At 56.3% G+C, this 16,440-nt stretch carries 15 protein-coding genes and 3 tRNA genes; 16 read left to right on the top strand and 2 right to left on the bottom strand.

Annotation, left to right across the window (positions count from 1 at the left end; genetic code table 11):
* Positions 1-109 precede the first annotated feature (109 nt).
* Positions 110-1,165, bottom strand: a complete 1,056-nt coding sequence (gene rsgA / locus H7R56_RS22335) for a small ribosomal subunit biogenesis GTPase RsgA (protein ID WP_181358009.1) — start codon at positions 1,163-1,165, stop codon at positions 110-112.
* Positions 1,166-1,272: 107 nt separating this feature from the next.
* On the opposite strand from rsgA, the gene orn reads away from it, so the two are divergent.
* The 4 genes from orn to H7R56_RS22315 all read left to right on the top strand — a co-directional run bounded on the left by orn (position 1,273) and on the right by H7R56_RS22315 (position 2,287).
* A complete protein-coding gene (gene orn, locus H7R56_RS22330) occupies positions 1,273-1,818 on the top strand; it encodes an oligoribonuclease (protein WP_106927437.1) in 546 nt (181 codons plus the stop codon).
* Positions 1,819-1,998: 180 nt separating this feature from the next.
* A tRNA-Gly gene (locus H7R56_RS22325) sits at positions 1,999-2,074 on the top strand.
* Between the two features lie 34 nt (positions 2,075-2,108).
* Positions 2,109-2,184: transfer RNA gene (locus H7R56_RS22320), tRNA-Gly, on the top strand.
* Between the two features lie 27 nt (positions 2,185-2,211).
* Positions 2,212-2,287 (top strand) — tRNA-Gly (locus H7R56_RS22315).
* 268 nt (positions 2,288-2,555) lie between these two features.
* Here H7R56_RS22315 and queG read toward each other — a convergent pair.
* Positions 2,556-3,695, bottom strand: coding sequence for a tRNA epoxyqueuosine(34) reductase QueG (gene queG, locus H7R56_RS22310; protein WP_106927439.1), 1,140 nt, complete (start codon positions 3,693-3,695; stop codon positions 2,556-2,558).
* Positions 3,696-3,708: 13 nt separating this feature from the next.
* Here queG and nnr point away from each other — a divergent pair, with 13 nt between their 5' ends.
* The 12 genes from nnr (at position 3,709) to nsrR (ending at position 16,402) form a co-directional block, all read left to right on the top strand.
* Positions 3,709-5,220 carry a bifunctional ADP-dependent NAD(P)H-hydrate dehydratase/NAD(P)H-hydrate epimerase gene (gene nnr, locus H7R56_RS22305; protein WP_182928422.1) on the top strand — a complete coding sequence of 504 codons (1,512 nt, stop codon included), beginning with the start codon at positions 3,709-3,711 and terminating at the stop codon, positions 5,218-5,220.
* A complete protein-coding gene (gene tsaE / locus H7R56_RS22300; RefSeq protein WP_106927443.1) occupies positions 5,213-5,674 on the top strand; it encodes a tRNA (adenosine(37)-N6)-threonylcarbamoyltransferase complex ATPase subunit type 1 TsaE in 462 nt (153 codons plus the stop codon). Before nnr ends, tsaE begins: the two co-directional genes overlap by 8 nt.
* Positions 5,675-5,690: 16 nt before the next feature.
* Complete coding sequence (gene amiB, locus H7R56_RS22295) at positions 5,691-7,046, top strand: N-acetylmuramoyl-L-alanine amidase AmiB (RefSeq protein WP_106927445.1); 1,356 nt, start codon at positions 5,691-5,693, stop codon at positions 7,044-7,046.
* A 9-nt stretch (positions 7,047-7,055) separates the two neighbouring features.
* Positions 7,056-8,903 carry a DNA mismatch repair endonuclease MutL gene (mutL, locus tag H7R56_RS22290; RefSeq protein WP_106927447.1) on the top strand — a complete coding sequence of 616 codons (1,848 nt, stop codon included), beginning with the start codon at positions 7,056-7,058 and terminating at the stop codon, positions 8,901-8,903.
* Positions 8,896-9,846 carry a tRNA (adenosine(37)-N6)-dimethylallyltransferase MiaA gene (gene miaA / locus H7R56_RS22285; RefSeq protein ID WP_106927449.1) on the top strand — a complete coding sequence of 317 codons (951 nt, stop codon included), beginning with the start codon at positions 8,896-8,898 and terminating at the stop codon, positions 9,844-9,846. Before mutL ends, miaA begins: the two co-directional genes overlap by 8 nt.
* Before the next feature lie 149 nt (positions 9,847-9,995).
* A complete protein-coding gene (gene hfq, locus H7R56_RS22280; protein WP_052284691.1) occupies positions 9,996-10,301 on the top strand; it encodes an RNA chaperone Hfq in 306 nt (101 codons plus the stop codon).
* Between the two features lie 75 nt (positions 10,302-10,376).
* Positions 10,377-11,657: a ribosome rescue GTPase HflX gene (hflX, locus tag H7R56_RS22275; RefSeq protein ID WP_106927451.1), complete on the top strand. Its 1,281-nt coding sequence runs from the start codon at positions 10,377-10,379 to the stop codon at positions 11,655-11,657.
* 156 nt (positions 11,658-11,813) lie between these two features.
* A complete protein-coding gene (hflK, locus tag H7R56_RS22270; protein WP_106927453.1) occupies positions 11,814-13,073 on the top strand; it encodes an FtsH protease activity modulator HflK in 1,260 nt (419 codons plus the stop codon).
* A 2-nt stretch (positions 13,074-13,075) separates the two neighbouring features.
* Positions 13,076-14,080 carry a protease modulator HflC gene (gene hflC / locus H7R56_RS22265; protein ID WP_106927455.1) on the top strand — a complete coding sequence of 335 codons (1,005 nt, stop codon included), beginning with the start codon at positions 13,076-13,078 and terminating at the stop codon, positions 14,078-14,080.
* Positions 14,081-14,150: 70 nt separating this feature from the next.
* Complete coding sequence (locus H7R56_RS22260) at positions 14,151-14,348, top strand: DUF2065 domain-containing protein (RefSeq protein WP_064546860.1); 198 nt, start codon at positions 14,151-14,153, stop codon at positions 14,346-14,348.
* A 102-nt stretch (positions 14,349-14,450) separates the two neighbouring features.
* Positions 14,451-15,749 carry an adenylosuccinate synthase gene (gene purA, locus H7R56_RS22255; protein WP_106927457.1) on the top strand — a complete coding sequence of 433 codons (1,299 nt, stop codon included), beginning with the start codon at positions 14,451-14,453 and terminating at the stop codon, positions 15,747-15,749.
* 227 nt (positions 15,750-15,976) lie between these two features.
* Complete coding sequence (gene nsrR, locus H7R56_RS22250) at positions 15,977-16,402, top strand: nitric oxide-sensing transcriptional repressor NsrR (RefSeq protein WP_064546863.1); 426 nt, start codon at positions 15,977-15,979, stop codon at positions 16,400-16,402.
* Positions 16,403-16,440 lie beyond the last annotated feature (38 nt).

The following is a 16,440-nucleotide window of genomic DNA, read 5'->3' as shown; positions in this document are numbered from 1 at the left end:
AGGCCATTATGTGTCGATCCTGATCCAACGCCAGGCGTTGGATCTTTCAAGAAAAGCGGCCGATTCTAGCGAGTGTTGACGAAAATGTCAGTCGGCAAAATCATAGTTCTCAATTATCTATGTCTGAAAAGTTTTTACGCGTTTTTACCTGCGCCATGGTTTCCAGAATGCGGTGATAATTTTCAAAACGCGTCTCGGCGATCTTTCCTTCCTCTACGGCCGCACGGATGGCGCAGCCCGGGTCTGTGTCGTGCTTGCAGTCGCGATATTTGCAATGACCAAGGTAGTCATGGAATTCGACAAACCCGTTGGTGATTTGTTCCGGGTCGAGGTGCCACAGGCCAAACTCACGCACGCCGGGGGAGTCGATCACGTCGCCGCCGTGCGGGAAGTGATACAGGCGCGCCGCCGTAGTGGTGTGCTGACCCAGGCCGGAGACGTCGGAAACGTCGTTAGTCAGAATACGGTCATCGTTCAGCCCCAGCAGGGCATTCAGCAGGCTGGACTTGCCCACCCCGGACTGCCCGGCAAAGATGCTGATGCGGTTGGTCAGGGCTTCTTCCAACGGCTTTAAGCCATCCTGGGTATGGCTGGACGCCATCAGGACGGTATAGCCAATCTTACGATAGATATCCATCTGCTCGTTGACGAACGCCATGCCTTCATCGTCCAGCAGGTCGATTTTATTCAGCACCAGCAGCGGCTCAACGTTGAGCGTTTCGCAGGCGACGAGATAGCGGTCGATAATGTTCAGCGAGAGCTCGGGTAAAATGGCCGAGACAATAACGATTTGATCGATATTGGCTGCGATCGGCTTCACGCCGTCGTAGAAATCCGGGCGGGTCAGTACCGAGGTGCGCTCGTGCACCGCTTCGACAATCCCTTTGACGTTGACGCCTTCTGCGGCGGCTTTACCCGGACGCCAGACGACGCGGTCGCCGGTGACCAGCGAACGGATGGTGCGGCGAATGTTGCAGCGGTGGGTTTCGCCATCGGCGGACTCCACGTCGGCATGCATACCAAAGCGGCTGATGACGATACCTTCGGCGGCTTCGCCAAACAGGTTATCGTCGTAATCTGGCTTCTCCGCGGCCGTCGTGAGGCGGCGCTGGTGGTTGGCCTTAACGCGGCGCTGCTGACCTTTGGAGAGTTTATTTTTACTCAATCGTGCTGGCTCCTGGTCGCCCATGTCGGGCAAAACCTCTATGATACACGCTAATTAATACTAGTTAACCTACCGCGGCAGGTATGACAAGAAGGGTGGAAAATAGCATGAGTGCAGATGAAAACAACCTGATTTGGATCGATCTGGAGATGACGGGTCTGGATCCCGAGCGCGATCGCATTATTGAAATCGCCACGCTGGTGACCGATGCACAGCTGAATATTCTGGCAGAAGGGCCGACCATTGCCGTTCACCAATCCGACGCGCAGCTGGCGCTGATGGATGACTGGAACGTGCGTACCCACACCGGCAGCGGCCTGGTAGAGCGCGTGAAGGCGAGTACTATGGGCGATCGCGAAGCCGAGTTGGCGACGCTGGAATTTCTCAAGCAGTGGGTGCCGGCAGGCAAGTCACCCATTTGCGGTAATAGCATCGGCCAGGACCGCCGTTTCCTGTTTAAATATATGCCGGAACTGGAATCCTACTTCCATTATCGCTATCTGGATGTCAGCACTCTGAAAGAGTTGGCGCGTCGCTGGAAGCCGGAAATTCTGCCGGGCTTTAAAAAACAGGGTACGCACCAGGCGATGGACGACATCCGCGAGTCGGTAGCGGAACTGGCTTACTATCGCGAGCATTTTATTCAACTTTAAGGTGAAATGAGAATGAATCGGCGTTAAAGTAATCAACCTGCCGATTTATCCAGCAGTTGAACGAAATTTTTAAAAAATCGCTTCAGGGGGGGTTGCAGGAGAAAAGAATTCTCGTATAATGCGCCTCCCGTAACGAAGCAGAAATGCGAATTACGACAGCAACAAAAATTGCCAGATTTTGCGGGAATAGCTCAGTTGGTAGAGCACGACCTTGCCAAGGTCGGGGTCGCGAGTTCGAGTCTCGTTTCCCGCTCCAAAAATTTGAAAGCAGTAGTAGTCGACATACCCAAGCGGGAATAGCTCAGTTGGTAGAGCACGACCTTGCCAAGGTCGGGGTCGCGAGTTCGAGTCTCGTTTCCCGCTCCAAAATTTGAAAGCAGTAGACACACCCAAGCGGGAATAGCTCAGTTGGTAGAGCACGACCTTGCCAAGGTCGGGGTCGCGAGTTCGAGTCTCGTTTCCCGCTCCAAATTTTCTTCCAAAACAAAATCACTTCCACAACGCAATCGCCGTTGAGGTCGTTTTTTTCGTTCCTGAAATACTCTTGTAAACAGACTTATCCACAGGCTGTCGTCCGTTTCTTCGCACGCTAACTTTTTTGAGATTTTTACATTATTTTTTATCTCTATGATTTATAAAGAGATATATCATTTCAAAATGTTAGCAAGATCGCTTGACGAACTTTGGCGTGTTGAAACGCAATGCCTTTTTATTTTTACTCACAGGCTGTGAATATATCAGGCATCGCGCGGCAGGCCTTTTTCTACCACCCTGACCAGGCGCTGTTTCTTCGGTAGCTGGACCTCTACGGCCCCCTCTTTTCGCCGGGCAAGCTGCTGCGCAACCGCCCACGTAATGTGTTCGTCGAGAAGTGGGTGCTCACCTCGGCGACTTTCCAGCGCATTGAGCGCGGCTTCGTTCCACGGTGCATTGCCCAGCGCAACGGCAATATTTCGCAGCCAGCGCAGGTGGCCAATGCGGCGAATGGCGGACCCTTCTGTCACTTTCAGAAAATGGGCTTCGTTCCAGGCAAACAGTTCAATAAGGTCTGGGGCGTGGAGCGCCTGACGCGGGCTGAAGTCGGCTTCGTCGGTGAGCTGAGAGAAGCGGTTCCACGGGCAGATCAGCTGACAGTCGTCGCAGCCGTAGATGCGGTTGCCGAGCAGCGGCCGAAATTCTTCGGGAATAGCGCCTTCCAGCTCAATCGTCAGGTAAGAGATACAGCGACGCGCATCGACGGTATAGGGCTCTACGATGGCACCGGTGGGGCAGATGGTCATACAGGCGACGCAGCGCCCGCACTCCTCGGCGACGGGTTGGTCGATGGGCAGGGGGATATCAATCAGCAGTTCGCCGAGAAAAAAGAACGATCCTGCGTCGCGGTTAAGGATAAGTGAGTGCTTACCTGTCCAGCCAATACCCGCTTTTTCCGCCAATGGCCGCTCAAGAATAGGCGCAGAGTCGACAAACGGTCTAAAATTCAGCGAGACGCACTGTTCCTGAATCATTTCGCCGAGCTTTTTAAGGCGGTTACGCAATAGCTTATGATAATCACGCCCCAGGGCATAACGGCTGACGTAACCCAGCTCGGGGTTTTTTAGCGTGCGGGCAAAGGCCGCATTGGCGGGAAGGTAGTTCATACGAACGCTAATCACCCGGAGCGTTCCGGGCTGCAGTTCGTGGGGGCGCGCACGCATCATGCCGTGACGTGCCATCCATTCCATCTCGCCGTGGTATTGTTTATCCAGCCATGCCTGTAGCTTGGGCTCGGAGGCGCTGAGATCGGTATCGGTAATGCCGACCTGCTGAAAGCCCAGTTCAGTGCCCCATTGTTTGATTTGTTGCGCTAATTGATTGAGATCGAGGGGCTGTGACATGACGGACCATACATTGACAAGAAACCTCCACAGTATACCACACTCCATTTGGCCTGCGGATGCGCTGCGTCGTGCGGAAAAAACGGCGGCGCAAAGCCTTGGCATCTCCCTCTACGAACTCATGCAGCGTGCCGGTAAGGCGGCATTCGATGTGGCTCGTGCGGCATACCCTGCGTCACGCCACTGGCTGATTCTCTGCGGTCACGGTAATAACGGCGGCGATGGCTATGTGGTGGCACACCTTGCGCAGGCGGCAGGTATTCGCGTCACGCTGCTGGCGCAGGTAAGCGACAAGCCGCTGCCGGAAGAGGCGCATACCGCACGCGCGGCCTGGCTTGAGGCCGACGGCGTCATTCAGTCGACGGACATGCCGTGGCCGCAGGATGGCGATCTGATCATTGACGGCCTGCTGGGAACCGGCCTGCAGAATGCGCCGCGCGATGACATGGCCAGCCCGATCGCGCGGGCGAATCGTTACCCGGCACCGATTATCGCGCTGGATATTCCCTCTGGACTTAACGCCCAGACCGGTACGACGCCGGGCGCGGTTATCCACGCGGCGCATACCGTCACCTTTATTGCCCTGAAGCCGGGGCTACTGACCGGCAAAGCGCGTGATGTGGTCGGAACGCTGCATCACCATGCGCTGGGATTAGAGTCCTGGCTGGCAGAACATCCTACCGCTATTCACCGACTGGATGCCTCACAGCTGGCACAGTGGCTGCCCCCGCGCCGCCCGACCTCGCACAAAGGCGATCACGGTCGCCTGGTGGTGATTGGCGGCGACCATGGCACCGGCGGGGCTATCCGTATGGCGGGTGAAGCCGCGCTGCGGGCAGGCGCGGGGTTAGTGCGCGTGCTGACCCGTGCGGAAAACGTCGCGCCGATCGTTACCGCGCGGCCGGAACTGATGGTGCACGAACTGACGCCGCAGTCGCTGGAGGATGCTCTGGCGTGGGCGGATGTGGTGATCATTGGCCCCGGGTTGGGTCAGGCTGAATGGGGGAAGCAGGCGCTGCGCAAAGTGGAAAACATCCGCAAGCCGATGCTTTGGGACGCCGATGCGCTGAACCTGCTGGCATTCAATCCGGATAAACGTCACAATCGCGTGATCACGCCGCACCCCGGCGAGGCCGCGCGTTTGCTCAACTGCCCGGTGGCAGAAATTGAGAACGATCGCTTACTTTCTGCACAGCGTCTGGTACAACGGTACGGTGGCGTGGCGGTGCTGAAGGGGGCGGGAACCGTGGTGGCCGATGAACAGGGCACCCTTAGCATCATTGATGCCGGTAACGCCGGTATGGCCAGCGGCGGAATGGGCGATGTGCTGTCGGGTATCATCGGCGCATTGCTGGGGCAGGCCTTATCGCCGTATGATGCTGCGTGCGCGGGCTGTATCGCCCACGGCGCGGCGGCTGACAGGCTGGCCGCGCGCGAGGGTACCCGCGGAATGCTGGCGACCGATCTCTTTTCCACGCTGCGGCGTGTTGTTAACCCGGATGTGATTGACGTAGACCATGATTAATCGAGTAATTCCTTTACCAGACGAGCAGGCAACCCTGGACCTTGGCAACCGAGTGGCGAAGGCCTGCGCAGGGGCCACGGTCATCTATCTGTACGGCGATTTAGGCGCGGGTAAAACCACCTTCAGCCGCGGCTTCCTGCAGGCGCTGGGCCACGGCGGCAACGTCAAAAGCCCGACCTACACGCTGGTCGAGCCATACCAGCTCGATAGCCTGATGGTTTATCACTTCGATCTTTACCGTCTTGCGGATCCTGAGGAGCTCGAATTTATGGGGATCCGCGATTATTTTGCTAACGATGCCATTTGCCTGGTGGAATGGCCGCAACAGGGCGCAGGTGTTCTGCCCGAGCCGGATATCGAAATACACTTAGATTACCAGGCGCAAGGGCGTGAGGCGCGCATTGCCGCGGTCTCCTCATTAGGTGAGTCTCTTCTGGCGCGGTTGGCCGGTTAATTTAAGGGATCCCAGGATGATTTTTCGCGCAAAAGGGTGGTTGATGGCGGCGCTGATGCTGATCGGCGCACCGGCAATGGCGGCGAGTTTGTCCGATATTCAGGTGGCTAACAGTGAAACGCAGGCGCGGATCACCTTTAGCTTTATGGGCGACCCGGAATACAATTTTAGCCAGGATGACAAACGCAGCGTGGTGCTCGACATCAAGCAAACGGGCGTTATTCAGGGGCTGCCGCTGCGCTTCAGCGGTAATAACCTGGTCAAAGCGATCCACGCAGGCACACCGAAAGACGATCAGTCGCTGCGGCTGGTGGTCGATCTCACTGAAAATGGTAAAACCCGCGCGGTGAAACAGCAAAACGGCGCTAACTATACCGTGGTGTTTACCATCAACGCCGATGTTCCGCCACCGCCGCCACCGCCGGTGGTGGCTAAGCGTGTCGAAGCCCCCATCGTCACGCCTGCGCCGGTGCCGAGTCAACCCGCGCGTAATCCGTTTAACAGCAGCAGCGGCGGCAGCGCCAGTCATGAACGCCAGCCGGCGATAGCCAGCAGTACCGCCCCCGCGCCGCGTCCGGCGGCCCGCGCGCGCAGCGTTTCCGGCGACAAGGTCATTATCGCTATTGATGCGGGGCACGGTGGTCAGGATCCTGGCGCTATTGGTCCGGGCGGGACCCGTGAGAAAAACGTCACTATCGCGATTGCGCGTAAGCTGCGGACGCTGCTTAACGACGACCCGATGTTCCGTGGCGTACTGACCCGCGACGGCGACTATTTTATTTCGGTAATGGGGCGCTCTGACGTGGCGCGTAAGCAAAATGCCCACTTCCTGGTGTCGATTCACGCCGATGCCGCGCCGAACCGGGATGCCACCGGTGCTTCGGTGTGGGTGCTGTCTAACCGTCGTGCCAACAGCGAAATGGCGGGCTGGCTGGAGCAGCATGAGAAACAGTCTGAGCTGCTGGGCGGCGCGGGCGACGTGCTGGCGAACAGTCAGGCGGACCCGTACCTCAGCCAGGCGGTGCTGGATCTGCAGTTCGGCCATTCCCAGCGCGTAGGGTATGATGTGGCGACTAACGTCATCAGCCAGCTGCAGCGGGTGGGCAATCTGCATAAACGTCGCCCGGAACACGCCAGCCTCGGTGTGCTGCGCTCGCCGGATATCCCGTCGATTCTGGTCGAGACCGGCTTTATCAGCAATAGCGGCGAAGAGCAGTTGTTGGGCAGCGATGACTATCAGCAGAAGATCGCGGAAGCCATTTATAACGGTTTACGTAACTATTTTACGGCGCATCCGATACAATCCGGCCCGCGTGACGAACAGTCGCAGACCGCCAGCGCCGCGTCATCAGACAGGACGCTCGTTAACTAAGGAGTTTTCATGCCGATTCAGGTTTTACCGCCGCAGCTTGCGAACCAGATTGCCGCGGGTGAAGTGGTTGAACGGCCTGCATCGGTAGTGAAAGAGCTGGTAGAGAACAGCCTCGATGCGGGCGCCACCCGCATCGATGTGGATATCGAACGCGGTGGGGCCAAGCTTATCCGCATTCGCGATAACGGCTGCGGTATCAAAAAAGACGAGCTGGCCCTCGCGCTGGCCCGCCATGCCACCAGTAAAATTGCTTCGCTCGACGATCTGGAAGCCATTATTAGCCTCGGCTTTCGCGGCGAAGCCCTGGCGAGTATCAGTTCGGTATCCCGCCTGACGCTCACCTCACGCACGGAGCAGCAGCAGGAGGCCTGGCAGGCCTACGCGGAGGGGCGCGATCAGGATGTGACCGTTAAACCCGCGGCGCATCCGGTCGGCACCACGCTGGAAGTGCTGGATCTGTTCTACAACACGCCGGCGCGCCGCAAGTTTATGCGCACCGAAAAAACCGAATTTAATCATATCGATGAGATCATTCGCCGCATCGCGCTGGCGCGCTTCGATGTGAGCTTCAACCTGACCCATAACGGCAAAATGATCCGCCAGTATCGTGCGGTGGCAGAGGGCGCTTCAAAAGAGCGTCGTCTGGGAGCCATCTGCGGTACGCCGTTCCTCGAACAGGCGCTGGCCATCGAATGGCAGCACGGCGATCTGGCACTGCACGGCTGGGTGGCAGACCCGAAACATACCACCGCGGCGCTGGCGGAGATTCAGTATTGCTACGTTAATGGCCGCATGATGCGCGACCGGTTGATTAATCACGCCATTCGTCAGGCCTGCGAAGACAAGCTCGGTGCAGACCAGCAGCCGGCGTTTGTGCTGTACCTGGAGATCGATCCGCACCAGGTGGATGTCAACGTTCACCCGGCGAAGCATGAGGTTCGTTTTCATCAGTCGCGGCTGGTACATGATTTTATCTACCAGGGGGTACTGAGCGTGCTGCAACAGCAGTTGGACGCGCCGTTACCGCTGGCTGAAGACGATGAGCCCGCCCCGCGCGCGCTGCCGGAAAACCGCATCGCGGCCGGGCGTAACCAGTTTGCCGAGCCCGCGACGGCGCGTGAACCGGAGGCTCCACGCTATCCCTCCGCTACCGGAGGCAGCGGGCGCAGCGCGGGCGTAAGCTGGCCGAATGCGCAGCCGGGCTATCAAAAGCAGCAAGGGGCGCTTTATCGCCAACTGCTTGATACGCCGGCCAGCCGACCAGAGCCCGTTAAGCCGACCTCCGAGAACCTTGCCGGGCATGCTCAGAGCTTTGGCCGCGTGCTGGCAATCATTGACGATTGCTGTGCGCTGCTGGAGCGTCACGGTAAACTGAATCTGCTGTCATTACCGGTGGCGGAGCGCTGGCTGCGTCAGGCTCAGCTAACGCCGGGTGAAGCAACCATCTGCGCTCAGCCGTTGCTGATTCCGCTGCGGCTGAAAACCGCTGAGAATGAACGTAAAACCCTTGAAAATACGCGGGAAATGCTCAGTCAGTTGGGCATTGAAATCCTGCTTGAAGGGCAGCATGTGACGATTCGCGCGGTGCCTTTACCCTTACGACAACAAAATTTACAAATCTTGATTCCTGAACTGATAGGCTACCTGGTGGATAAATCTCAGGTTGATGCTGAGGACGTGGCACAGTGGTTAGCCCGTCATCTGGCAAGCGACCACGCGCAGTGGAATACCGCGCAGGCCATCGCGATGCTGGCAGAGGTTGAACGTCTTTGCCCGCAGCTGGTCAAAGCTCCGCCGGGTGGTTTGTTACAACCCGTTGATTTAGATTCTGCGATGAACGCCCTGAGACATGAGTGACGTAACCGAGGCAAGCCTGCCTAAGGCAATTTTTTTAATGGGGCCAACCGCTTCGGGCAAGACGGCGCTGGCCATTGCGCTGCGTAAAGTTTTGCCCGTAGAGTTGATTAGTGTGGATTCCGCCCTCATTTATCGAGGGATGGACATCGGCACCGCTAAGCCGAGCGCGGAAGAGCAGCGCGCTGCGCCGCATCGGCTGCTGGATATTCTTGACCCTGCGCAGGCCTATTCGGCGGCGGACTTCCGCCGCGATGCGCTGGCGCATATGGCGGAGATCGTCGCAGCAGGGAAAATTCCACTGCTGGTCGGTGGAACCATGTTGTATTTCAAGGCGTTGCTTGAAGGTTTATCACCGCTGCCGTCGGCAGACCCGGACGTCCGGGCCAGGATAGAGCAGCAGGCAGCAGAGCACGGATGGATGGCGCTGCATCAGCAGCTACGGGAAATTGACCCCGTCGCCGCAGAGCGCATTCATCCGAATGATCCGCAAAGACTTTCCCGAGCACTGGAAGTTTTTTTCATTTCGGGTAAAACTTTAACGGAGCTGACGCAAACGTCAGGAGACGCTCTGCCCTACAAGGTGCATCAGTTCGCCATCGCCCCGGCGAGCCGTGAACTGCTCCATCAGCGCATTGAGCAGCGTTTTCATCAGATGTTGGCTTCGGGTTTTGAAGCAGAAGTGCGGGCGCTATTTGCCCGTGGAGATTTGCATACGGATATGCCTTCCATTCGTTGCGTGGGATACCGCCAGATGTGGTCATACCTCGAAGGCGAGATTTCATACGATGAAATGGTTTATAGAGGAGTTTGTGCCACGAGACAGCTAGCCAAGCGCCAGGTGACGTGGTTACGCGGTTGGGAAGGGGTTCATTGGTTAGATAGTGAACAGCCGGAGCAGTCGTTTAACCAACTATTACAGGTAGTGGGTGCTAGTGTAGACTGAATGTGTACAATTGAGTCGTATCGTGCGCAATTTTCGGAATCGTAAGGTTCATACGCAACATCGTTCGAGCTGAATCAAAGCAGATAACGCAGAAGTGGCTTGAGGGATGACGTGTATAAGTACAAATAAGCATATAAGGAAAAGAGAGAATGGCTAAGGGGCAATCTTTACAAGATCCGTTCCTGAACGCACTGCGTCGGGAACGTGTTCCAGTTTCTATTTATTTGGTGAATGGTATTAAGCTGCAAGGGCAAATTGAGTCTTTCGATCAGTTCGTGATCCTGTTGAAAAACACGGTCAGTCAGATGGTCTATAAGCACGCAATTTCTACCGTTGTTCCGTCCCGTCCGGTTTCCCATCACAGCAACAATGCTGGCGGCGGCACCGGTAGCAACTACCATCACGGTAGCAACGCGCAGGGTTCTGCACAGCAAGACAGCGAAGAAACCGAATAAGTTTGGTGGCTGTCTATCCATGTCGGGGAGCCGGAGTATACGGGTTCCCCGCTGGTATTTCAGGAGAAATAACGCTTGTTTGACCGTTATGACGCCGGTGAGCAGGCGGTGCTGGTACACATCTATTTTACGCAAGACAAAGATATGGAAGACCTCCAGGAGTTTGAATCTCTGGTCTCTTCCGCTGGTGTCGACGCAATGCAGGTGATTACCGGTAGCCGTAAAGCGCCGCACCCAAAATATTTTGTTGGTGAAGGTAAGGCTGTCGAAATTGCGGAAGCCGTTAAAGCGACAGGTGCTTCCGTTGTGCTGTTTGATCATGCACTAAGCCCAGCCCAGGAGCGTAACCTTGAAGCCCTGTGTCAATGCCGGGTTATCGATCGTACCGGTCTGATCTTAGACATTTTCGCCCAACGTGCGCGTACCCATGAGGGTAAGCTGCAGGTTGAGCTGGCGCAGCTTCGCCATCTGGCGACGCGCCTGGTGCGCGGTTGGACGCACCTTGAACGTCAAAAAGGCGGTATCGGTTTGCGCGGCCCGGGTGAAACCCAGCTCGAAACTGACCGTCGTTTACTGCGTAACCGTATTATGCAAATCCTCTCGCGCATTGAGCGCGTGGAGAAACAGCGCGAGCAGGGGCGCCGCGCCCGCGTGAAGGCCGATGTGCCAACGGTATCGCTGGTGGGCTACACCAACGCCGGGAAATCGACGCTGTTTAACCATATTACGCAGGCGGAGGTCTACGCCGCTGACCAGCTGTTTGCGACCCTCGACCCAACGCTACGACGTATTGACGTAGCGGATGTCGGGGAAACGGTGCTGGCCGATACCGTAGGCTTTATTCGTCACCTGCCGCACGACCTGGTTGCGGCGTTTAAAGCCACATTGCAGGAAACCCGTGAAGCCACGCTGCTGCTGCACGTGATTGACGCAGCGGATGTGCGCGTGCAGGAAAATATCGATGCAGTGAATACCGTTCTCGAAGAGATCGACGCGCACGAGATTCCAACCCTGCTGGTGATGAATAAAATCGATATGCTGGATGATTTTGAGCCGCGTATCGATCGTGATGAAGAGAACAAACCTATCCGGGTGTGGCTGTCCGCGCAAACCGGGGTAGGGATACCACTCCTTTTTCAGGCGTTGACCGAACGACTGTCCGGCGAAGTGGCGCAGCACACGCTGCGTTTACCTCCGCAGGAAGGGCGTTTGCGTAGCCGCTTTTATCAGCTTCAGGCAATCGAAAAAGAGTGGATGGAGGAAGACGGCTGCGTCAATTTGCAGGTTCGTATGCCGATTGTCGACTGGCGTCGCCTCTGTAAACAAGAACCGACACTGGCAGACTACGTCGTCTGACCGTGCAGCTTGCCTGAAAACATTAGCCCTTTGGGCACCCAGCGGTTCAGGTCGCCTCCGCGCGACCGCGACAACCAGGACGGCGTCGCGGTTATCAGCCAAATGATCTGGACTGGGAAAAGGTATATCACCGCATAACAAATATGGAGCATAAACATGGCGTGGAATCAGCCCGGTAATAACGGACAAGACCGCGACCCGTGGGGAAGCAGCAATAATCAAGGCGGCAACTCCGGGGGGAATGGAAATAAAGGCGGTCGCGATCAGGGGCCGCCGGATTTGGATGATATCTTCCGTAAGCTGAGCAAAAAGCTCGGTGGTTTTGGGGGCGGTAAAGGCGGTTCCGGCAGCGGTTCGTCTCAAGGGCCACGTAGCCCGATGGGCGGGCGCATTGTCGGTATTGCAGCGGCTGCCGTGGTCGTCATTTGGGCGGCCAGCGGGTTCTATACCATTAAAGAAGCCGAGCGTGGCGTTGTGACGCGCTTTGGTAAGTTCAGCCACCTGGTTGAGCCGGGCCTGAACTGGAAGCCAACCTTCATCGACGAAGTGACGCCGGTGAACGTAGAAGCCGTACGCGAACTGGCCGCGTCTGGCGTGATGCTGACTTCCGACGAAAACGTCGTGCGCGTTGAAATGAACGTGCAGTACCGTGTGACCGATCCGCAGCGCTATCTGTTTAGCGTGACCAGCGCCGACGACAGTCTGCGCCAGGCCACCGACAGCGCCCTGCGTGGCGTCATCGGTAAATACACCATGGACCGTATTCTGACCGAAGGTCGTACCGTTATTCGTAGCGATACCCAGCGCGAGCTGGAAGAGACCATCCGTCCGTACAACATGGGCATCACCCTGCTGGACGTCAACTTCCAGGCCGCTCGTCCGCCGGAAGAGGTAAAAGCCGCGTTCGATGATGCGATTGCCGCACGTGAGAACGAGCAGCAGTACATCCGTGAAGCGGAAGCGTACACCAACGAAGTGCAGCCGCGTGCGAACGGTCAGGCGCAGCGTATTCTGGAAGAAGCGCGTGCGTATAAGACTCAGACCGTTCTGGAAGCACAGGGTGAAGTGGCGCGCTTTGCCAAGATCCTGCCGGAATATAAGGCCGCACCGCAGATTACCCGCGAGCGTCTGTATATCGAGACCATGGAAAAAGTGCTGAGCCATACCCGCAAAGTGCTGGTTAGCGACAATAAGAATGGCAACCTGATGGTACTGCCGTTGGATCAGATGCTGAAAAGCGGCAATGCGCCGGCAGCAAAGAGCGATAGCAGTGGTGCCAATAACCTGTTGCGCCTGCCGCCTGCGTCCTCTTCCAGCAGTAGCGCGAGCAACACGTCGTCTGCCAGTCAGGGCAATATCATGGACCAACGCCGCGCTAACGCGCAGCGTAACGACTACCAGCGTCAGGGGGAATAACGATGCGTAAGTCAGTTATTGCGATTATCATCATCGTGCTGGTAGTGCTGTATACCTCTATCTTTGTGGTTAAAGAAGGCGAGCGCGGAATTAAGTTCCAGTTCAGCAGCGTGGTGCGCGACAGCGATAAGAAACCGTTGATTTATGAGCCGGGCCTGCACTTCAAGGTGCCGTTCATTCAGTCGGTGAAAATGCTTGATGCCCGTATCCAGACCATGGATAACCAGGCCGATCGTTTCGTCACAAAAGAGAAGAAAGACCTGATCGTCGACTCTTACATCAAGTGGCGCATCAGCGACTTCAGCCGTTACTTCCTGGCGACCGGCGGCGGCGACGTCTCCCAGGCCGAAGTGCTGCTGAAACGTAAGTTCTCTGACCGTCTGCGTTCTGAGATTGGTCGTCTGGACGTGAAAGACATCGTGACCGACTCCCGCGGTCGTCTGACCCTGGAAGTTCGCGATGCCCTGAACTCCGGTTCTTCCGGCGCGGAAGATGAAGTGGCTACGCCGGCAGCCGATAGCGCGATTGCGGAAGCCGCAGAGCGCGTAGAGCAGCAGGCAAACATCAAAGGGCCAACCATTAACCCGAACAGTATGGCGGCGTTAGGGATTGAAGTGGTCGATGTGCGTATCAAGCAGATCAACCTGCCGACCGAAGTCTCGGAAGCGATTTACAACCGTATGCGCGCTGAGCGTGAAGCCGTTGCCCGTCGTCACCGTTCTCAGGGTCAGGAAGAGGCAGAAAAACTGCGTGCGACCGCCGACTATGAAGTGACGAAGACGCTGGCAGAAGCGGAGCGTCAGGGTCGTATCCTGCGTGGTGAAGGCGATGCCGAAGCAGCCAAGCTGTTCGCCGATGCGTTTAGCCAGGATCCGGACTTCTATGCCTTTATCCGTAGCCTGCGCGCTTATGAAGCCAGCTTCGATAGCAACCAGGACGTGATGGTCCTGAGCCCGGATAGCGATTTCTTCCGCTACATGAAAAACCCGGGGACCACCGCTCGCTAAGCGCGCGGTAGCCTGATAAAAACCACCGCCTCCTTTGGGAGCCGGTGGTTTTCTTTTATAAGGATGAAAAATGAATTCGACGATCTGGCTGGCGCTTGCGCTGGTGTTAGTGCTTGAGGGCCTGGGGCCGATGCTTTATCCGAAGGCCTGGCGCAAGATGATTTCTACGATGACCCAATTACCGGATACGATGTTGCGTCGATTTGGTGGAGGTCTTGTGGTTGCTGGCGTTGTCATCTACTACATGTTGACGAAAACGATTGGCTGATTAAAAAGACAGCGTTAAAGCGCCATTTTGTGGTTAAAAAGTGCTGTATATCTGAAAAAGCGATGGTAGAATCCATTTTTAAGCAATCGGTGATTTTGAAAAATGGGAAACAACGTCGTCGTACTGGGCACCCAATGGGGTGACGAAGGTAAAGGGAAGATCGTCGATCTTCTGACTGAGCGTGCAAAATATGTTGTTCGCTATCAGGGTGGCCACAACGCGGGCCATACTCTCGTAATCAACGGTGAAAAAACCGTCCTCCATCTTATTCCATCAGGTATTCTCCGTGAGAATGTTACCAGCATCATCGGTAACGGTGTTGTGCTGTCTCCGGCTGCGCTGATGAAAGAGATGAAAGGCCTGGAAGACCGTGGTATCCCGGTTCGCGAACGTCTGCTGCTTTCCGAAGCATGCCCGTTAATCCTCGACTATCACGTCGCGCTGGATAACGCTCGCGAAAAAGCACGTGGTTCTAAGGCTATCGGTACTACCGGTCGTGGTATCGGCCCAGCTTATGAAGATAAAGTGGCTCGTCGCGGTCTGCGTGTGGGCGATCTCTTCGATAAAGCGACTTTCGCTGAAAAACTGAAAGAAGTGATGGAGTATCACAACTTCCAGCTGGTGAACTTCTATAAAGTCGACGCGGTTGACTACCAGAAGGTGCTGGACGATGTGATGGCCGTTGCCGACATCCTGACCGGCATGGTGGTTGACGTTTCCGACCTGCTGGATCAGGCGCGTAAACGCGGTGACTTCGTGATGTTCGAAGGCGCGCAGGGTACGCTGCTGGATATCGACCACGGTACCTATCCGTACGTGACCTCTTCCAACACCACCGCAGGTGGCGTAGCAACCGGTTCTGGCCTTGGCCCGCGCTATGTTGACTACGTGCTGGGTATCATCAAAGCTTACTCCACTCGCGTGGGCGCCGGTCCGTTCCCGACCGAATTGTTTGATGACACCGGCGAGTTCCTCTGCAAGCAGGGTAACGAATATGGCGCGACTACCGGCCGTCGTCGTCGTACCGGCTGGCTGGACTCCGTTGCCGTGCGTCGCGCTGTACAGATCAACTCCCTGTCTGGTTTCTGCCTGACCAAGCTGGACGTTCTGGACGGCCTGAAAGAAGTGAAAATTTGCGTGGCTTACCGCATGCCGGACGGCCGTGAAGTGACGACGACCCCGCTGGCGGCGGATGATTGGGAAGGTATTGAACCAATCTATGAAACCATGCCGGGCTGGTCTGAAACCACCTTTGGCGTGAAAGAGCGTAGCGGCCTGCCGCAGGCAGCGTTGAACTACATCAAGCGTATTGAAGAACTGACCGGCGTACCGATTGATATTATTTCAACCGGCCCGGATCGTACTGAAACCATGATTCTGCGCGACCCGTTCGACGCGTAATTCTGGTTCAAGGTGCAGCGCCCTGTGGCGCTGCGCTTATCAGGCCTACTCGCTTTGTAGGCCGGATAAGACGCAAAGCGTCGCCATCCGGCTTTATCGTGCGTTAAACCCTCGCTTTTTCCCTTCTCGAAAGAAATAAATTAGCGGCTCACAGGCTGGCTGGTTTATCATCAATATAATTAATATCAACAGGCTCACCCTGTTTTCCCCTTTTCCTTGAGGTTGATGTGCAGTTAACAAGTTTTACCGATTATGGACTCCGCGCGCTGATTTACATGGCGTCACTGCCGGAAGGCAATATGACCAGCATCTCGGAGGTGACCGAGGTCTACGGCGTGTCGCGTAACCATATGGTTAAAATTATCAACCAGCTGAGCCGTGCCGGGTACGTAACGGCCGTGCGCGGGAAAAATGGCGGTATCCGGCTGGGGAAACCCGCGAAGGATATTCGTGTGGGGGACGTGGTGCGCGAGCTCGAACCGCTATCGCTGGTGAACTGCAGCAGCGAATTTTGCCATATTACGCCGGCCTGTCGTTTGAAACAGGCGCTTTCTCAAGCCGTGCAAAGTTTTCTCAAGGAGCTGGATAACTACACACTGGCCGATTTGGTTGAACACAATCAACCACTATACAAATTATTGCTGGTGGAATGACGAATATCTCCACCAGAGATGACAACGGAGGAACCGAG

Source organism: Klebsiella sp. WP3-W18-ESBL-02 (genome assembly GCF_014168815.1).
GTDB classification, from domain to species: Bacteria; Pseudomonadota; Gammaproteobacteria; order Enterobacterales; family Enterobacteriaceae; genus Kluyvera; species Kluyvera ascorbata_B.
This window is presented reverse-complemented; position numbering and strand designations above follow the sequence as displayed.